Genomic DNA, 14304 nt, shown 5'->3' with positions numbered 1-14304 from the left:
CATGCCCGCAAGGCGCCAAAATTTCCCGCAATAAGAGATATTTATGGCTGACGGGTCAGCTTTTCTTCCCTTTTCTACCTGATGGAATGACCATTTCCGTGGCGGTGAATCGGCTTGACGTACGTTATGGTGACGCAAATCATGGTTGCATAAACAAGGCTGAAAAACGAGCCGCAGGGAGGAATGCAATGAAGCGGATCATCGCAGCGATACTGGCGTCTTCTGTCATTTCGGGCGGGGCGCTCGCGCAATCGGGGCAGGTGCCGGACAATCTGGAAAAGCTCTCCAGCTTCAGGACCACCGGCGTCACCGAGTTCACCTTCATCGAGCAGGGCGGCGACTATGCCGCCGGGATCAAGAAGACCCTCGAGCGGATCAAGCTGCCCGACGGATTCAAGATCGAGCTCTATGCCGTGGTTCCGGACGCGCGGCACATGGCGGTCGGCCCGCAGGGCATCGTCACCTTCGTCGGCACCCGCAAGGACAAGGTCTGGTCGGTCACGGATCGCAACAAGGACCGGGTCGCGGACGAGGTGAAGGATTTCGCTCCGTCTCTGCGTTTCGCCATTCCGAACGGTCCGTGCTTCTCGAAGGACGGCTTCCTCTATATCGCCGAGCAGAACCGGGTGCTGCTGTTCCCCGCCGCGGAGTTCTTCTACGAAAGCCCGGATGTTGCGGCCTTCAATCTGATCAAGCAAGGCGACCTGATCCCGCCGGAGGAGGAGAGCTTCAACCACACGGCGCGGGTCTGCAGGATCGGGCCGGACGGCAAGATCTACATCTCGCTCGGCCAGCCCTTCAACGTCGCCCCGGCCGACAAGCTCGAGCTTTATAGGAAGTGGGGCATCGGCGGGATGATTCGCCTCAATCTCGATGGTTCCGGGCGCGAGGTCTATACCTACGGCATCCGCAACTCGGTCGGGCACGATTTCCATCCGGCCACCGGCGAGCTCTGGTTCACCGACAACCAGGTCGACGGCATGGGCGACGACATTCCGCCGGGCGAGCTGAATCGCCAGACCGCTGCCGGACAGAATTTCGGACATCCCTGGTATGGCGGCGGGGATACCCGCACCAACGAATACAAGGACGAGACCCCGCCCGCTGACACCGTCATGCCGGCGGTGGCGACCGTGGCGCATGCGGCCGATCTCGGCATGACCTTCTATACGGGCCGGATGTTCCCGGAGAAGTACAGGAACGCGATCTTCTCGGCCCAGCACGGCTCCTGGAACCGCACAACGCCGGTCGGGGCGCGGGTCATGGTCACCTTCATCGACGGTGACGGCAAGGCGACGATGGAGCCCTTCGCCGAAGGCTGGCTCGACGGGGAGACGGGCGAATATCTCGGGCGCCCGGTCGATGTCGCACAGCTGCCCGATGGCTCGATCCTGGTCTCCGACGACCTCGCGGGCGCGCTCTACCGGATCAGCTACGCGAAGTGAGGGTAGCCCTTATCATCGGTCTCGGCGGGCTGCTGCTCGCCGGGGCCGGTCCCGCGAGTGCCGACGATCCGGCGGCGGGGCGCAAGATCGCCAATATGTGCCGCACCTGCCACGGGCTCGACGGCTACGCGAAGATCCCCATCGCGCCGCATATCGGCGGCGAGCCGAAGGCCTATCTCGAGGCCCAGCTCATGGCCTTCAAGACCGGGGCGCGGCAGCACGAGATGATGTCCGTGGTGGCGGGCGGGCTCTCCGCCCAGCAGATCGCCGACGTGGCGAGCTGGTACGCGGCGCACGAGGTGACGGCGACCCTCCCGGCAGGCACCGATCCCGCCAAGGCGCCGCAGGCCTGTGTCTCCTGTCACGGGGCCGACGGCATCGCGCTGTTCAAGGACGCGCCGAACCTCGCCGGCGAGACCAATATCTATATCGACACCCAGTTGAAGGCCTTCAAACGCGGCAAGCGGACCCACGAGATCATGAGCGTGATCGCCGCCGAGATGTCGGATGACGAAATTCGCGACGTGGCGGACTGGTATGCCGCGGTCAAGCTGACGGTGAAGCCGGTAAAGTAATCCTGTCCCGATACATACTTCGCGTTGCAAAGGCTCCGGCGCCTGTGCCTGAATGCTCACCAGATCTTGCGTGGGAGCAATTCGATGGGCGGCACTCCAAGCCTTCAGGACTGGCGCGACCGGGCGGCAAAGGTGCTTCCGGCGGCCGGGTTCGGCAATTTCGATCCGAGCGTCATCATCGCCCGCGGCAAGGGCGCCCGGGTCTGGGACGCCGACGGGAATGAATATGTCGACTACCTGATCGGCTCCGGCCCGATGATGCTCGGCCACGGCCATCCGGAAGTCGTGGAAGCGGTACAGGAACAGGTGGCGCACGGCTTCACCTTCTTCGCCAACAACGCCCACGGCATCGAGCTCGCGGAGGAGATCGCCGACGCCATGGCCTGCGCCGGGCAGGTGCGGTTCGTCTCCACCGGCAGCGAGGCGGACATGTATGCGATGCGCCTCGCCCGCGCCCATACCGGCCGCGAGAAGATCCTGAAATTCGAGGGCGGCTATCACGGCATGTCCGGCGAGGCGCTGATGAGCCTCGCGCCGACCAAGCGGGTGAACTTCCCGCAGGCGGTGCCGGACAGCGCCGGCATCCCGGAGGCGGTGCGCGAGGCGATGCTGATCGCCCCCTTCAACGATCCCGATTTCGTCCGCGGCCTGCTGGACGAGCACGGCGACGAGATCGCCGGCGTCATCGTCGAGCCGCTGCAGCGCCTGATCCCGCCGGAGCCGGGCTTCCTTGCCATGCTGCGCGAGGAGACGGCGAAGCGCGGCATCGTGCTGATCTTCGACGAGGTGGTGACCGGTTTCCGTCTCGCCTATGGCGGCGGGCAGGAGAAATATGGCGTCACGCCCGACCTCTGCACCCTCGGCAAGGTGATCGGCGGCGGCTTCCCGCTCGCCGCGATCGCCGGCCGCGAGGAGATCATGCGCCATTTCGACAAGGCGAAGGCCGGCGACGGCTTCACCTTCCAGATCGGCACCCTCAGCGGCAATCCGGTGGCGAGCGTTGCGGGTCTGAAGACAATGGAGGTGCTGAAGCGCCCGGGCGCCTATGAGCAGCTCCGTGCCAGCGGCCGGCGCGTCATGGACGCGATCACCCGCGAGCTCGGCGCTGCGGGCATCGCGCATCAGGTGGTCGGCGATCCGGTGCTGTTCGACGTCGTCTTCACCGGTAGGCCGGTGAAGAACTACCGCGACACGACGGACGGCAACGCCGAACAGGCGAGGATCTTCAATGCCACTCTCCGGGCGCACGGCATCCTTAAGCCCGACAGCAAGTTCTACATATCGCTCGCCCTGACCGACGCGGATCTGACCCAGACCGAAGAGGCCATCGCGGCCGCGGCGAGGGCCTTTGTCTGAGGAGCGCAACGACACGCCGCCGCCGATCAAGCGCCGCGGCGAGTTCATCATGAGCGGAGAGGTCGGACGCTGGCAGCTGCTCGGACGCCTGATTGCTGCACTCTGGCGCAAACTCCGCCCGAACACGGACTCCAAGGGCTAAACAGCGGGATCCCTACTGGGGATCGCCCGGCTTGATCTCAGGGAAGTCCTCGAGCAGGAAGGTCTTTCCGGTCATGCCTGCGAGCGCGACCGGCTCGCTGCTGTAGGTTGTGAGACTGAGCCGTTCCGCGTGGTTCCTGATCTCGGCTCCGGGTTCGGAATAGTCCGCGACCACCTGGAGTTCCGTGATCCGGTCCGTCGACTGGCCGTCCCAATAGCCGTTCGCTTCCCGTACGGGGATATCGCGGACGCGCGTATTGGCCCTGAAGATCATCTCGCCGAGATAGGCGACGCCGGACTCGGTCACTTCGAACACCGGCGCGTCGGCGGAGAGACTGCCGTCGCTGCCGGTGAAGGTGATCACCTTCTTCTTGGCCTCCGAGACCGCGGCCGCGCCCATCTTGATGATCAGCAGGAACAGCGGATCGACGGCGACGTCGGTGCCGGATACCGCGTATTGACCGCTGAAATCCGCGACCGTGTAGCGCCCGGGGTCAAGTTCCAGGTCCCAGAGCCGGCAGACCCGTTCGAATTTCTGCTTGGCCTGGCGGCGGAACTCGCTCTCGAAGCTGATCGTCACCGTCTGTTTCACGGAGGCCGGCGCCTCTACGATGCGCTGTCCGTCGGCGGTCACGGGGGCGAGCGAGATCGAGAAGGAATAGTCCTTCACCGTCGGCTCGACGCAAAGATTAAGCGCGGCAACGCCCTTGCCCGGCGCTATCTGGATCGGCGGCAGCGGTTCGGGGACAGTCTGGCAGGCGGCGGTGAGCAGCCCGAGAGCTGCGGTCAGAAGGACTCGTTTCATGGACGTTTCCCGAAGATGTGGTCGGAAGGCTATTGGCTCGCGGCTTTCAGTGCGGTCTCGTACTGGCTCGCGGATAGCTTCCCGTCGAGATAGAGGCGCTGGAGTTCCGCCCGGCTCTTGCCATCCAGCGCGCCCGGTTCCGGGGCCGCGGGGGCATTGATCTCGGCAGACACTTGCTGGCGTTGGACCGAGCGCTGGATTTGTTCCTGGTTGTCGTAATCCTCGAGGACGAAGCGCAGGGTCTTGAACACCTCCAGCGGCTGCGGCAACAGCGGATAGGCCGGGATGTTCAGTTGTTCCTCGTAAGGCTTCAGCTCCAGCTCGTCATATTTGTAGTCCGCCATGTAGCGGTATTGCGTCTTGGTGATCATGCTGGTGCCGTCCCAGTGGCCGTCCTTGTCGTATTCCGGGAAATCGGCGCTCTTGGAATCCGTCGTCACCCTGATCTTGCCGAGATAGCTGATACGGCCGCTCTCGACCTCGAAGGTTGGGGCATCCGCCATCAGCAGACCGGACTCGTTCACGAAGGACAGTTCGTCCACGGTCGCTTCGGATATCGCGATGACGGTCAGGCCGACCAGCAGGACGGCCAGGGGGTCGGCACCATAGGGGATTTGACCCGGCCCCATACCGGTGGAGAGTTTCGCCTGGATCTTGGTGATCGCGTAGGACCCTGCCGGCAGCTGGCTTTTCCAGAAACCGACACCCGCATCCTGGAGATTGAAGCTCTGGCTAAAGCCCGCCGAATGCTTCGGGCTGTCGCCCTCCATGATCACGCGCCTGGTTCTCGGGTCGAATTGCGCGACCGTGAAGATGTAGTAGTTCTTCCCGGCGCTCTGATCGACGCTCACATTCATCGCCATCGCGCCGTTGCCCGCGGTCAGCTCGATCGGTTTCGGCGGCTCGTTCGGTGTCGTGACACACCCGCTCAGGGCAAGGCTCGCCGCCAGTGCCAGTAACGCAAATCTCATCCGGTCCCCCAGTTTATTGAGATTTGTGCATACCAAACTGAGACGGAGCTTTCCACACCCAATGGCGCCGGTTGTCACGCGTTCCGGCGCGGCTCAGAAATTCTTGCTGAGTTCGAAGAAGACACGCTGGAAATCGCCGCCGCTATCGTCGACGGATCGGGTCAGGCCGCGGGCATATTCGAGCTGGAGCCTGATGCTGTCGGTCAGGTCGAGACGAAGCCCGAAGCCGGCGGAGGAGAGGCTCTCGTGCGGCAGTTCGAACGCACCCTCGTTCCAGACCACGCCGGCGTCATAGAAACCGTAGACCTGGAACCAGGTGAAGTAATCGTCGCGCAGGCTGTCGCCATATTGCAGCTCCACGCTCCCGCCGACACCGTGGTCGCCGGTGAGTTCGCTGAAGTCGTAGGCCCGGCCGATCGAGGAGCCGCCAAGGCTGAACTCCTCGGAGGACAGCAACTGGTCGTCGGCATATTGCCCGGCCAGATGGAAGCGTACCCCGATCTCGTTGGTGATCTCCTGCTGGCGGGTAAGGGAGGCACGGGCCTTGAGGAACTTGGCGTCGGCGCCGAGACGGGAGCGGAAGTCGCCTTTCCCCGAGGCGCCGAGCATGTCGAGCCCGGTCGAGACTTCGGTCCAGATCTGGTTCTGTCCGCCGAAATCGTCCGCCAGATACATGTAGAGATCGCCGCGCAGGACTCTCAGCTGATCTTTGAAATTGCGCCCGTCATTGTCGTCTTCCGAGACGTTGCGCGCGTCGGCCGAGAGATTGAGCCAGAGACTCCTGTCCATGGAGCGGATCAGCGGATGCGCCGCCTTCAGCACGATACGGTCGCTGTCGCCCTCGATGCCGTCGATCGCGTCGATGCCGCCGGCGTCGCTCTGGCTGGCCGATATCAGGGCGCCGACCGTGGTTCCGTGATCCCCGGTCATGCGGCTGACCTCGAACTCGCCATACCTGAGTTCCTGGGGTTGCATCGGGATCGTGAAGAACCCGATCCGGGACTGCGTGTCGGGGCCGAAAAGCCGATTGGTGGAGGCCGATATCCAGAGCTGCTCCTTGCCCGATGTCGTCGTCCCGCGGTTGTCGAGCACGAGGACACCGCTCTCCGGTTTGTCCTTCAGGATGAGCTGCAGGGCATAGCGGCCCTCGAGCGGGTCAATTTCCGCCATCTCGGCATTGTCGACGATCCGCCCGTAGGAATCTCCGATCAGCAGAAGCATGCGCTCGAGATCGCTTCGCTTGAGAGGACGGAACTCATCGATCGCCGACGCGAGACGCTGGATGTAGCCGTCCGTCCTTCCGTCGCCGTGAAAATCGACACGTTCGACATAACCTTCTGCGATCCGGATCCGCGCGATGCCCGAGGAAAGATCCTGCGGTGGAAGGTAGGCCTGGGTTAGGAAGTAACCCCTGTCCTGATAATGACGGGTGATCCGCTCGGCGGCCGCCTGAAGGTCCGCAGCGGTTACGAGGCGCGCCAGTATGTCTTCGTAATAGGGGGCGAGCTCGGGTTTCCGGAACACCGTGTTGCCTTCAAGCGTCACTGCCGCGACGAGAAAGGTCCGAGCCTTGTCGGGCTGTTCCGGTGCCGCCAGAGGGCCGGCTGGAGACGTGGGGGGAGGCGTCGGCCTTTCCGCGCCGCGCGGCACCCGTTCTTCTATTTGAGCATCTGTGACGGAGCGTGCCGGTGCCGACTGCTGAGCGAAAACCGGAGTCGAGAATACCGTCAAATACAATGCTATGACGGCGGCTGCGCCAAATAGTATTTCCGATTCGATTTTAGGAAATTTTAACACGCAAGCCCTATCCGTATGACGCGCGAAATAGAGGAACGGAATCAAGGCTAAAGAAGATCCGTTAATCAATAATAAATTTACGGACAACAACTGTTGTCGCCAGAAAATATTGTTGTAGTTTCGTGACGGCAAGAGTAGAAATATATCCATAAGTCATTGATAAATCTGATTTAGTTCGGATTCAATAAAAATGTTCGCTAAATAATTTTCGGTTTATCGATAACTTTGTCAGGTAATCGGAAGTTGGCAGAAGCCAGGTGGTTGCGGAGAAGTTCCGCATTGGAGAAGCAGATGAACTGCAGTCCGTATCGTTCTGTTGGTGTCTTCGTCCTCGCGCTTTTCGTGCTGGGGGCCGCTTTGGCTTCCACGCCCGCACGTGCTCAGGACCTTGTCACCTGGCAGGTGCTGGAAATCGCCGGCGATGTCACAGTCGCTGATGAGTCAGCGGGCATCGTCAATGTGTCGGTCAACGCGACGGTGACCGAGCGGAGCGTGGTCCGGACAGGCGAGACTGGCCGGATCATCCTGACGCGCGGCGAAAACTCGATCGTTATCGGTCCGAATACGGAACTCAGCATCCCCGTGCAGGATCCTAGCTGGGGGACACGCATCGTCCAGACTCTGGGAACGGCGCTCTTCAAGGTGGAGAAAAAGCTCGCTCCACATTTCGAGGTCGTCACACCCTATCTCGCCGCCGTGGTCAAGGGGACGTCCTTTACGGTAAATGTGCGCGATGGTCAGGGCCTCGTCCATGTCGTCGAGGGTGCGGTCCAAGTCACGGATGGGGCGACCGGCGCCAACGTCGTGGTCCGTCCCGGACAGACGGCCCGGACCTCTGTCGGTGGCGGGCTTCAGCTCGATAACGCTCCTGTCGACAACGGTACCGATTCCGCGAGCGCGACGGGCCAGGACAGCGTGACGGAAACCGCCGAGAGTCAGCCGACCAACGCAGTGGAAGTGGCTACTGCGACTGAATCCGGTTCTTCTGGCGCTACGGCAGTCGCCGAGACGGATCAGTCCGCGTCCGGTACATCGGTGGCTGCGAATTCTTCCGCCCTGTCCCTTTCCAATCCGGTCGGTCTGGTGAAAATCGATGTTGCCAAGGCAACTAACGGTTTGGTCCGCAGCGCATCGGCTCCCGGGCAACAGCAGAAGGCCAACGGCAACGGCCGTGGCGGGAATGGTTTCGGCAGTGCGTCCGCAGCCGCGAACGGTGCGGCTGTGGCAAGAGCGCCGGTTGAGTCCGCACGCGTCGTAGATCGGTCCGCGACGGCACAATCCAACAGCCGTGCCGCGACTCGTGTTGCCCTGGCGGGCAATGCCGGTGGAAACGGCAACGCTGGCGGCAACGGCAATGCCGGTGGAAACGGCAATGACAACGCTGGCGGCAATGGCAATGCCGGTGGAAACGGCAATGGCAACGCTGGCGGCAACGGCAATGCCGGCGGAAACGGTAACGGCAACGCTGGCGGCAACGGCAATGCCGGTGGAAACGGTAACGGCAACGCTGGTGGCAATGGCAATGCCGGTGGCAATGGCAATGCCGGTGGAAACGGTAACGGCAACGCTGGCGGCAACGGCAATGCCGGTGGAAACGGTAACGGCAACGCCGGCGGTAATGGCAATGCCGGCGGCAATGGTAACGGCAAGAACAGCTAGGATGGCTGGAAAGAGTGGCTGGCCTCCGCAGGGAGGAAGCGAGAAAGCGAACGCACGTGGCTGACCTTAAGAAGCGACGGTTTGGATTTGCGCGTCTTGTTTCCCGCTACAGGAACCGGCTTCTCTTCGCACTCGTTCCGGCGCTTGTCATCTGCTTCGAGCTTCTGGGCTGGCTTGCTCCGATCGACCGGATGCTGCTGGAGCAGCGGTATCGCTGGCTCACCCAACCGGCAAGCGGCGAGACTGTCGTCATCGAGATTGATGCCGACACGATCGGCGCCGTCGGGGTCTGGCCGTTCCCCCGGACGGTCTTCGCGGATGTGATCTCGCGTCTGAATGCTGCAGGCGCTCGGACCATCGCTCTCGATGTTGATTTCAGCGCGCGGTCGACCGAGGCGGACGATGCTGCATTGAGAGCGGCGATCGCCGAGAGCAATGGCCGCGTCATTCTTCCTCGGTTTGTTCAGCAAAGCCGCCGCGGTGGTGAGACCGGGGCGATCATCGAACGGTCCGCGACCCAGTTTGCCGACGGCACGGGAAGCTTCGGGGGCGTCAACGTGACGCCGGATGTGGACTCGCGAATTTGGCATTATAACGCATTTGATGCCCATGACGGCACGAAGCGTCCGTCACTCGCCGTGCTCCTGGCCGAAGGCCACGTCTCACGCGATCGTTTCCTCATCGATTTCGGAATTTCCTTCGAGAGCGTTCCGCATCTTTCGATGACGCAGATCCTGGATAGTACTTTCGATCCGAGCTTCGTTGAGGGGCGTCGTGTGCTCATCGGTGCGACCGCGATCGAACTCGGCGATCAGCTTCCCGTTCCGAAATACGGTTTTCTGCCGGGTGTTTATGTCCAGGCACTTGCCGCCGAGAGCATGATCAAGGGCAGGGCGCTCTGGTCGAGCACGGATATCGCAACCGCGCTTGGCCTGTTGCTTCTGCTGCCGGTCGGATACCAGGTTCTCCGGCGCAACTGGCGGACCTCCGCCGCGATCGTCATCGTATCGGGCGCGGCTCTTGTCGCGCTCGCGACTGTCGTCCAGTCCGCCTCGGTATTGGTGCTCAATATCGCGGCCTGGCTCGTTGCGCTCGCCGGGTGGTGGCTACTCGATCTGTTCGGGACACTGCGCGAGCAGGCAATCCGATTGTTCCGGCAGCGTATGTCGGGCACCTACCGCCGGGAGCTGATCCGCCGGGTGGTCGATGACAGTTTCGACGGGATCGTCATTTCCGACAGTCTCGGACGGATCGAGAGCATCAACAGGACTGCCGAGCGGATACTCGCGATTGACGCTTCGGAAGTAACAGGTGGAAAACTCTCCGACATCTTCCGAAAGGATGTCCACGAGGAGATATGGGGCCGTATCCAGGCCGGTCTGATAGGCGAGCAATTCGACCTCAGCATCCGCCATCCGGACGGGATGGTGATCGAGACAGAGATGGTGATCAGCACCATCGCGATGGCGCCGAGCAGGAGCCGCTTCGAACGCCGCCGCACCGAACGGCGCGTCTACGTGATCACCTTTCGCGACATCACCGAACGAAAGATCGCCGAGGAATCGAAGAGTGCGGCGCTCAAGGAAGCGATGCGCGCGAACCGAGCGAAATCCCAGTTCCTGGCGAATGTCAGTCACGAGCTTCGCACGCCGCTCAACGCGATCCTGGGGTTCTCGGACCTTATCCGCTCCCAGGTCTTCGGGGCGCTCGGCAACCAGCGCTACGTTGAATATGTAGAAAGCATCAACCACAGCGGCACACTCCTTCTGGAGCTGATCAACTCGATCCTCGATATCTCGCGCATGGAAAGCGGCGAGGAAGAACTCAAGATGGAGATCTTCGACGTTGAAGCCCTGTTGCGGGAATGCAAATCGGTGATGGCGGGGCTGATCGCGAAATCGCCGCGTGTTCTGACCTGCAGCGTTGCGCCTGCGACCGAACATATCAGTGCCGACCGGAGCCTGATGCGGCAGGTCTTCGTCAACCTGCTGACCAATGCTTTCAAGTTTACCGACGAGCGTGGCGAGATCCGGGTCGAGGTTGGACTGAACGCGGACCGTGAGGTCGTGATCGAGGTGAGCGACAATGGATTCGGTATCCCCGAAGAGGAGCGCGCCGCGATCTTCGAGCCGTTCCATCAGTCATCGGGCGACTACGTGAGGAAGTCCGACGGCTTCGGTCTCGGGCTCTTCATCGTGCACCGGATCGTCCTCGCCCATGGCGGCCGCATCGAAGTGGAGAGCGAACTCGACGTGGGAACCACGATCCGCGTGGTTCTGCCCGCGACCTGTTCCGCCTCACACCGCGACCTGGCCAGCGCCGGCTGAGCCGGAAACGAAAAAGGGAGCGCCGGAGCGCTCCCTTGTCGATCCGGTTGGACCGGGTAGGTCAGTCGAGGGCCTGCACGATTTCCTCGCACATCTTCTTCGCGTCCGAGAACAGCATCATCGTGTTGTCGCGGAAGAACAGCTCGTTCTCGACGCCGGCATAGCCGGACGCCATGCCGCGCTTGACGAACAGCACGGTCTTGGCGTTCTCGACATCGAGGATCGGCATGCCGTAGATCGGGCTCGACGGGTCGGTCTTCGCGGCCGGGTTGGTCACGTCGTTGGCGCCGATCACGAAGGCGACGTCGGTCTGGCTGAAATCGCGGTTGATCTCCTCCAGTTCCAGCACGTCCTCGTAGGGCACGTTGGCTTCGGCCAGCAGCACGTTCATGTGCCCCGGCATGCGGCCGGCAACCGGATGGATCGCGTAACGCACCTTGACGCCTTTCGACTTCAGGATATCGCCGAGCTCGCGCAGCGCATGCTGGGCCTGCGCCACCGCCATGCCGTAGCCGGGCACGATGATGACGGAGGAGGCGTTCTCCATGATGAAGGCCGCGTCGTCGGCGCTGCCGGATTTCACCGAACGGTCGCCGCCCGGCCCGCCCATCGCCGCCGCCTCGCTCTCGCCGCCGAAGCCGCCGAGGATGACGCTGAAGAAGGAGCGGTTCATGCCCTTGCACATGATGTAGCTGAGGATCGCGCCCGAGGAGCCGACCAGCGCCCCGGTGATGATCAGCAGCGAGTTGCCGAGGGTGAAGCCGATGCCGCAGGCGGCCCAGCCGGAATAGGAGTTCAGCATCGAGATCACGACCGGCATGTCGGCGCCGCCGATTGGGATGATGATCAGGATGCCGAGCACCAGCGCGAGCAGGAAAATCGCCCAGAAGGCACTCGGGCTCTGGCTGACGCAAAGCCAGATCACAAGTGCGATCAGCAGCAGGCCGAGCGCGGCGTTCAGCGGGTGCTGGCCGGCGAAGGTGACCGGCTTGCCGGAGATCAGGCCCTGCAGCTTGCCGAAGGCGATGATCGATCCGGTGAAGGTCACCGCGCCGATGGCAAGGCCGATGGCCATCTCGACCAGCGAGCCGACGGCGATGTTGCCGGGCGTGCCGATACCGTAGGCTTCCGGCCGGAAGAAGGCCGCCGCCGCGACGAAACAGGCGGCGAGACCGACCAGGCTGTGGAAGGCCGCGACGAGCTGCGGCAGTGCCGTCATCTGGATCTTGCGGGCGATGAAGGCACCGATCGAGCCGCCGATCACGATGCCGGCGAGGATGGTGCCGTAGCTCATCACTTCCGGCATCGCCAGGGTGGTGAGGATGGCGATCGTCATGCCGGCGATGCCGAACATGTTGCCCTGCCGGGCGCTGTCGGGGGAACTCAGCCCCTTCAGCGCCATGATGAAGCAGATGCTGGAGATCAGATAGAGGAAGGCGGAGAGATTCTCGGTCATGTCTGTGTCTCCCGCCTCAGCGCTTCTTTTTGAACATGGACAGCATGCGCTGCGTGACGATGAAGCCGCCGAAGATGTTCACGGAGGCCAGCACCACGGCGCAGAAGCCCATGACCTGGGAAAAGTTCATTTCCGCCGGACCGGCGGCGATCAGCGCGCCGACGATGATCACGGAGGAGATCGCGTTGGTCACGCCCATCAGCGGCGAATGCAGCGCCGGCGTCACCCGCCAGACGACGTAATAGCCGACGAAGCAGGCGAGGATGAAGACGGTGAAGAGCGAGATGAAGCTGTAGGGGCCGGAATGCGTGGCCGCCGCGGCATCGGTCGCGACGCTGCCCGCGTCGGCGGCGAACTGCGTGATCTCGCCGGCAAGGCTGGCCGCCTGTTCGGCAAGCGCCTTCGCCTTTTGTTCAATCTGGGTGGCATCCATGGATCAGGCATCCCCCTCTTTGTCGCTGGCTTGCGCCGGTTTCTCGGCGGCGGTCGCCGCCGCGGCCTTCGGCTTGGCGGCGCTTTTCGCGGCCGGCTTGCGCGGGGCCTTCGGCTTGGCGGCGGGTTTGGCGGCCGGTTTGGCCGCGGATTTGGACGCTTCCACCGCGAGCACGGACGGGTGTACGACCTCGCCGTCCCGGGTGATCAGCGAGCCCTTTACGATCTCGTCCTCAAAATTGATCTTCAGGCTCTTGGCCTCGGCGTCGTAGAGCGGCGTCAGGAAATTCAGCACGTTCTTGGCATAGAGCGCGCTGGCATCGACGGCGATCCGGCTCGGCACGTTGGCATGGCCGACGATAGAGACGCCGTGCTTCTGCACCACTTTGCCGAACTCCGAAAGCGGGCAGTTGCCGCCCTGTTCGACGGCGAGGTCGACGATCACCGAGCCCGGCTTCATCGTTTTCACCATCTCTTCCGAGACCAGAACCGGGGCCGGGCGGCCCGGGATCAGCGCGGTGCAGATAATGATGTCCTGTTTCTTGATCGTCTCCGCGATCAGCTCCGCCTGCTTCTTCTTATAGGCGTCGCTCATCTCCTTGGCGTAACCGCCGGCGGTTTCCGCTTCCTTGAATTCCTCGTCCTCGACTGCGACGAAGGTGCCGCCGAGGCTCTCGACCTGTTCCTTCGCGGCGGGGCGCACGTCGGTCGCGGAGACCACGGCGCCGAGGCGCTTCGCGGTCGCGATCGCCTGCAGACCGGCGACGCCTGCGCCCATGACGAGGACGCGGGCGGGCGGCACGGTGCCGGCCGCGGTCATCATCATCGGGAAGGCGCGGCCGAACTCGTTGCAGGCATCCAGCACGGCCTTGTAACCGGCGAGGTTTGCTTGGCTCGACAGCACGTCCATGGACTGGGCGCGGGTGATCCGCGGCACCATCTCAAGCGCGAAGGTCGTGATCTTCTTGGCCGCCAGCGCGTCGATCAGCGCGCGGTCCTTGTAGGGCTCCATGAGCGAGATCAGGGTCGCGCCGCTTTTCATAAGCGCGATCTCGTCCGCTTCGTTCTCGACCTCGGCGCCCGGGCCGATCGGCTTGCGCACCTTGAGCACGATATCGGCGCCGCCGAGCGCGTCCTTCGCGGTCTTCACGATCTTCGCGCCCGCCGCCTCATAGGCTGCGTCGGTGTAGGCCGCCGTAAGCCCCGCGCCGCTTTCGATCGCGACCTCGAGCCCCATGGAGACGAACTTCTTGACCGTGTCCGGAGATGCGGCAACCCGCGCCTCGTAAGGTCGCCTTTCCTTAGCGATGCCGATTTTCATTCGTTTCTCTCCCGTGCGT

11 protein-coding genes and 1 pseudogene are annotated in these 14304 nt (G+C 63.0%); 6 read left to right on the top strand and 6 right to left on the bottom strand.

Annotated features, from left to right (window positions below; all coding sequences use genetic code 11):
• The first annotated feature begins 188 nt into the window (after positions 1-188).
• The 4 genes from IG122_RS11770 to IG122_RS11755 all read left to right on the top strand — a co-directional run bounded on the left by IG122_RS11770 (position 189) and on the right by IG122_RS11755 (position 3518).
• The gene (locus IG122_RS11770) at positions 189-1445 is read left to right on the top strand and encodes a PQQ-dependent sugar dehydrogenase (protein ID WP_193183708.1); all 1257 of its coding nucleotides are present in this window, start codon (positions 189-191) and stop codon (positions 1443-1445) included.
• A complete protein-coding gene (locus tag IG122_RS11765) occupies positions 1442-2020 on the top strand; it encodes a c-type cytochrome (protein WP_193183706.1) in 579 nt (192 codons plus the stop codon). The genes IG122_RS11770 and IG122_RS11765 overlap by 4 nt, the downstream gene beginning before the upstream one ends.
• An 84-nt stretch (positions 2021-2104) precedes the next feature.
• Positions 2105-3376, top strand: coding sequence for an aspartate aminotransferase family protein (locus IG122_RS11760; RefSeq protein WP_193183704.1), 1272 nt, complete (start codon positions 2105-2107; stop codon positions 3374-3376).
• Entirely contained in the window at positions 3369-3518 is a 150-nt protein-coding gene (locus IG122_RS11755; protein ID WP_193183702.1) for a hypothetical protein, read from the top strand. The genes IG122_RS11760 and IG122_RS11755 overlap by 8 nt, the downstream gene beginning before the upstream one ends.
• A gap of 12 nt (positions 3519-3530) precedes the next feature.
• Here IG122_RS11755 and IG122_RS11750 read toward each other — a convergent pair whose 3' ends face one another.
• The 3 genes from IG122_RS11750 to IG122_RS11740 form a co-directional block, all read right to left on the bottom strand.
• Positions 3531-4322 carry a hypothetical protein gene (locus IG122_RS11750; protein WP_193183700.1) on the bottom strand — a complete coding sequence of 264 codons (792 nt, stop codon included), beginning with the start codon at positions 4320-4322 and terminating at the stop codon, positions 3531-3533.
• A gap of 29 nt (positions 4323-4351) precedes the next feature.
• A complete protein-coding gene (locus tag IG122_RS11745; protein WP_193183698.1) occupies positions 4352-5293 on the bottom strand; it encodes a hypothetical protein in 942 nt (313 codons plus the stop codon).
• 93 nt (positions 5294-5386) lie between these two features.
• The gene (locus IG122_RS11740; protein WP_226893511.1) at positions 5387-7240 is read right to left on the bottom strand and encodes a ShlB/FhaC/HecB family hemolysin secretion/activation protein; all 1854 of its coding nucleotides are present in this window, start codon (positions 7238-7240) and stop codon (positions 5387-5389) included.
• 129 nt (positions 7241-7369) lie between these two features.
• Here IG122_RS11740 and IG122_RS11735 point away from each other — a divergent pair, with 129 nt between their 5' ends.
• Complete coding sequence (locus IG122_RS11735) at positions 7370-8749, top strand: FecR family protein (RefSeq protein ID WP_193183694.1); 1380 nt, start codon at positions 7370-7372, stop codon at positions 8747-8749.
• A gap of 56 nt (positions 8750-8805) precedes the next feature.
• Entirely contained in the window at positions 8806-11076 is a 2271-nt protein-coding gene (locus IG122_RS11730) for a CHASE2 domain-containing protein (RefSeq protein ID WP_193183692.1), read from the top strand.
• 61 nt (positions 11077-11137) lie between these two features.
• Here the strand turns inward: IG122_RS11730 and IG122_RS11725 are convergent, their stop codons facing one another.
• The 3 genes and pseudogenes from IG122_RS11725 to IG122_RS11715 form a co-directional block, all read right to left on the bottom strand.
• A complete protein-coding gene (locus IG122_RS11725; protein ID WP_193183690.1) occupies positions 11138-12532 on the bottom strand; it encodes an NAD(P)(+) transhydrogenase (Re/Si-specific) subunit beta in 1395 nt (464 codons plus the stop codon).
• 16 nt (positions 12533-12548) lie between these two features.
• Complete coding sequence (locus tag IG122_RS11720; RefSeq protein WP_193183688.1) at positions 12549-12965, bottom strand: NAD(P) transhydrogenase subunit alpha; 417 nt, start codon at positions 12963-12965, stop codon at positions 12549-12551.
• Between the two features lie 84 nt (positions 12966-13049).
• Positions 13050-14285, bottom strand: a pseudogene (locus IG122_RS11715) (Re/Si-specific NAD(P)(+) transhydrogenase subunit alpha); the annotation flags it as partial.
• Between the last annotated feature and the right edge of the window lie 19 nt (positions 14286-14304).

The sequence above is a fragment of the Nisaea sediminum genome (genome assembly GCF_014904705.1).
In the GTDB taxonomy this organism is placed as follows: Bacteria; Pseudomonadota; Alphaproteobacteria; order Thalassobaculales; family Thalassobaculaceae; genus Nisaea; species Nisaea sediminum.
This window is presented reverse-complemented; position numbering and strand designations above follow the sequence as displayed.